Raw genomic sequence first — 3,915 nt, 5'->3', positions numbered from 1 at the left:
GGCCCTGGAATGGGCGGCCAAGAATGGCGGCACGACGGGCGAGAATGTCGCGAAGGGCTTTTACCAGAAGGCCAATTGGGTACCGGCCGGCATGGAAGGCGTCTGCAACCCCTCGACCTGGACCGACAAGGACCATCGCGGCACGCTGAAGGTCGATCTCTACCGCGCAAAGGTGTCGGGCGCGACCGATGGCGATCTCAACGACCTGATAGGCAAGGGCACCATCAAGCTGGAGAAGATCAAGACCGTCGAGCTGCCGCGCAAGGCGGAATGGCTCGGGTGGTGAGAAAGAGTTGCGTGAAGCGCAGCCCACACACGATGGTCATCCCCGCGAAAGCGGGGGATCCAGTACGCCGCGGCTTCCCGGTAGATCTCAGACGTCTCTGGAATACTGGACCGCCCGGTCCCGCCTCCGCCAAAGGCTTCGGCGAGGCCACGAGTTCAAGGGCGCGCCGGAGCGTTAGCGAAGGCGGCAAGCCGGGCGATGACAGCGGAGCAAGAATGACATGACTGAAGTCGCCGAAACAACGAGCGCTTCTCCTGCTCTCGTCACGCCGCTGCTCGCCGTGCGCAACATCGAGGTGGTCTATGACGAGGTCATCCTGGTGCTGCGCGGCCTCAGCCTCGAGGTCCCCAAGGGCACCATCGTCGCGCTGCTCGGCGCCAATGGCGCCGGCAAGTCGACGACGCTGAAGGCGATCTCGGGGCTGCTCAAGACCGAGGACGGCGAGGTGACGCGCGGCGAGATCGTGTTCGATGGGGTGCGCATCGACGGGACAGATCCGGACAAGATCGTCCGCCGCGGCATCTTTCAGGTCATGGAAGGCCGCCGCATCGTCGCCGACATGACCTCGCTGGAAAACCTGCGGCTCGGTGCCTTCACCCGCCGCGACAAAGAAATCGCCGCCGACATCGACATGGTGTTCAAATACTTCCCGCGCCTGAAGGAGCGCACGGGGCTTGCCGGCTATCTCTCCGGCGGCGAGCAGCAGATGCTGGCGATCGGGCGAGCGCTGATGGCGCGGCCAAAAATGATTTTGATGGACGAGCCATCGATGGGGCTGTCGCCGCTGCGGGTGAAGGAGGTGTTTGCGATCATCAAGGAGATCAACCGCGATCTCGGCGTCACCATTCTGCTAGTCGAACAGAATGCGCGCGCGGCGCTGTCGGTCGCAAGCCACGGCTACATCATGGAGCAAGGCAAAGTGGTGCTGGACGGCTCGGCTGCGGCGCTGCGCGACAACGAGGACGTCAAGGAGTTCTATCTCGGCGGCGCCGGCGACCAGCGCAAGAGTTTTAAGAACCTGAAAAGCTTCAAGCGGCGGAAACGATGGCTGTAGAGCATGATCTGGAAAAGTGCGAAGCGGTTTTCCGAAAAGATCATGCTCAAATTAGAGGGCCGGCAGTGCTCAGCTCAACACCAGATCCGCTTCTGTGACGGCGCAGAGCACATGATAGAACGACGACGCAGGGATCGTTGCAACCAGCGACGCGCCAGAGCTGTCGAACTGATCGTACCAGCCGCCCGCAACAGGATGGCTCAGATAGTGCCGCTCCAGCCGCACCAGCGCCGCGCGCGCCTCTTTGGCCGCATCGGCCTCGCCCCCTTCGACTTGCGCAATGAAGGCTTTGGCGAGTTCGACCTGTGGCCACAGCCGTCGCGTGTCGCGGCGAATGGTGCCGTCGGCGTCGCCGAGGTCGAGCAGGCATCCGGTCGCGCCGTCGCGATAGCGCAGCGCCGATTGCAGGAGCTCGCTGCGGCGCTGCCCCGTTGGGCAGCCGGTGATACGCTCAAAACCGCGGAGCAGCCAAACCCATTCGGCGAGATGTCCGGGCTCGACGATCACAGGCGCGATCCTCGACCAGTCGTCCTCGAAATATTCGCCAAGCAGGCGCGTCTGCTTGTCGTAGAGATTGGCGAGAAACAGCGCATAGAAATCGCCGGCGCGCTGCTGGAGCGCGAGATCATGGGTCGCATCGAACGCCGCGATCATCGATTCGAACAGATGCATATGCGGATTCTGCCGCCGCGGCAGCGACGGCGGCAGGCCTTCCAGGAAGCCGCCATGGGGCGAACGCAGCTCTGCATCCATGAAGGCGAGCAGCGCGTCGATCTCGGCGCGGATCTGCGTGTCGCGATCGAGCTCATACGCGCTCGCCAGCGCCAGCAGCACGAAGGCGTGCGCGTAGGTGTCGCGCCGGCCGTCCTGCACCGTTCCCTCCGGCGTCAGCGAAAACACGAAACCCGGCCTTCCGTCGGGCGCCTTGGCCTTGGCAAGGAGATACTCGAGCCCCTTCAGCGCGATCGCGCGGCCCTCCGTGGACCAGCCCATCTGCGCCGCCTTGGCGAAGCAGTAGATCTGGCGCGCCTGCACCATCACGCGCCGCGGCGCCTGCCTGTCGGCGCGGCCGTCCGCAGCGAGCCGATCGACGAACCCGCCGGCGGCCGCATCCCAGCCTTCGCCCGACCACAGCGGCAGGCAGTGCTCGATGACGCGGCTTTTCAGGCGCGCAACCACGTCTGCCGCGCCGTCGATCACCTCGCTTTGTCCCTCCGCCATCACCTTCTGCACCTCCGACACATCTCGCCGTCTGTATCACGGAACAGGCGCGGCGCCAGCCGCCGAAACCGACATGACACACCAGGGATCCGGCATGACCGACCATTACGACGCTCTTGAGACCCGCGATGCGGACGCGCGCGAGGCCGAGCTGTTCGCCCGCCTGCCGAACGTGCTGCGTGCGGCGATGGAAGCGCCCGCTTACGCGGAGCGGCTGAAGGGCATCGATCCGGCCACCGTCACCAGCCGTGCTGCGCTTGCGCGCCTGCCGGTGCTGCGCAAGTCGGAACTGCCGGCCCTGCACAAGGCCGCTCCGCCCTTTGGCGGCTTCGTCAAGAAGCCTGCGGGATCGTTCGCGCGGTTGTTCACCTCACCGGGACCGATTTTTGAGCCGGAAGCAGCTGATAAGGATCCCTGGCGCGGCGCGCGCGCTCTGCATGCGGCAGGTTTTCGGCGCGGCGACGTAATCCTGAACACCTTCAGCTATCACCTGACGCCCGGCGGCTTCATCATGGATGCCTCGGCGCGCGCGCTCGGCTGCGCCGTCATTCCGGCCGGTCCGGGCAACACGGAGGCACAATTCGAGCTGATCGAGGCCTATCGCCCGATCGGCTATTGCGGCACGCCCGACTTTCTAAAAATCCTGCTCGACGCGGCTGCCGCGGCCGGCCGCGACGTCGCCTCGATCAGGCGAGCGCTGGTCTCCGGTGCAGCCTTTCCGCCCTCGCTGCAGGCCGAGATCAAGTCGCGCGGCATCGACGCTTACCAGGCATTCGGCACCGCCGATCTCGGCCTCATCGCCTTCGAGACCAGCGCGCGCGAAGGCATGGTGGTCAACGAGCATCTGATCCTGGAAATCGTCAGGCCGGGCACCGGCGATCCGGTTGTGGATGGCGATGTCGGCGAGATCGTCGTCACCTCGCTCGATGAGGCGCATCCCTGGATCAGGCTCGCGCTTGGCGATCTGACCGCCGCGCTGTCCGGCAAGAGTCTCTGCGGCCGCACCAACTTGCGCATCAAGGGTTGGCTGGGTCGCTCCGACCAGACCACCAAAGTCAAGGGCATGTTCGTGCGTCCCGAACAGATCGCCGAGGTCGGCAAGCGTCATGCAGAACTCGGCCGGCTCCGCCTCGTCGTGTCGCGTCAGGGCGAAACCGATGTGATGACGCTGAAAGCCGAGAGCGCGGCACACAGCGAGGCCTTGCGAGGCGAAATCGCCGCAACCCTGCGCGCCGTGACAAAACTCGGCGGCGAGGTCGAATTGACTGCGCCGGGCTCGCTGCCCAATGACGGCAAGGTCATCGCCGACGAGCGTTGATCAGGCGCCGAACCGCGGCGACGAAATCATGCGCGA

General features: G+C 65.2%; 3 protein-coding genes and 1 pseudogene. 3 read left to right on the top strand and 1 reads right to left on the bottom strand.

Going from position 1 to position 3,915, the window contains the following annotated elements; all coding sequences use genetic code 11:
- Both JOZ76_RS00115 and JOZ76_RS00110 read left to right on the top strand, forming a co-directional pair.
- A pseudogene (locus JOZ76_RS00115) lies at window positions 1-286 on the top strand (ABC transporter substrate-binding protein); the annotation flags it as partial.
- Between the two features lie 220 nt (window positions 287-506).
- The gene (locus JOZ76_RS00110; protein ID WP_291696607.1) at window positions 507-1,340 is read left to right on the top strand and encodes an ABC transporter ATP-binding protein; all 834 of its coding nucleotides are present in this window, start codon (window positions 507-509) and stop codon (window positions 1,338-1,340) included.
- A 69-nt stretch (window positions 1,341-1,409) separates the two neighbouring features.
- Here the strand turns inward: JOZ76_RS00110 and JOZ76_RS00105 are convergent, their stop codons facing one another.
- Window positions 1,410-2,561 (bottom strand): AGE family epimerase/isomerase, encoded by a 1,152-nt coding sequence (locus JOZ76_RS00105; RefSeq protein WP_291696606.1) that lies wholly within the window; start codon window positions 2,559-2,561, stop codon window positions 1,410-1,412.
- A gap of 94 nt (window positions 2,562-2,655) precedes the next feature.
- On the opposite strand from JOZ76_RS00105, the gene JOZ76_RS00100 reads away from it, so the two are divergent.
- Complete coding sequence (locus JOZ76_RS00100) at window positions 2,656-3,879, top strand: phenylacetate--CoA ligase family protein (RefSeq protein WP_291696608.1); 1,224 nt, start codon at window positions 2,656-2,658, stop codon at window positions 3,877-3,879.
- Window positions 3,880-3,915 lie beyond the last annotated feature (36 nt).

Source organism: Bradyrhizobium sp., assembly GCF_019244115.1.
Taxonomy (GTDB): Bacteria; Pseudomonadota; Alphaproteobacteria; order Rhizobiales; family Xanthobacteraceae; genus Bradyrhizobium.
Note: the sequence above shows the minus strand (reverse complement) of the source record. Positions and strands in the feature narration are given on the sequence as shown.

Excerpts from the sequence above, each read along its gene's own strand:
- JOZ76_RS00110 (WP_291696607.1), top strand. The coding sequence starts at position 507 with ATGACTGAAGTCGCCGAAACAACGAGCGCTTCTCCTGCTCTCGTCACG.
- JOZ76_RS00105 (WP_291696606.1), bottom strand. The coding sequence starts at position 2,561 with ATGGCGGAGGGACAAAGCGAGGTGATCGACGGCGCGGCAGACGTGGTT.
- JOZ76_RS00100 (WP_291696608.1), top strand. The coding sequence starts at position 2,656 with ATGACCGACCATTACGACGCTCTTGAGACCCGCGATGCGGACGCGCGC.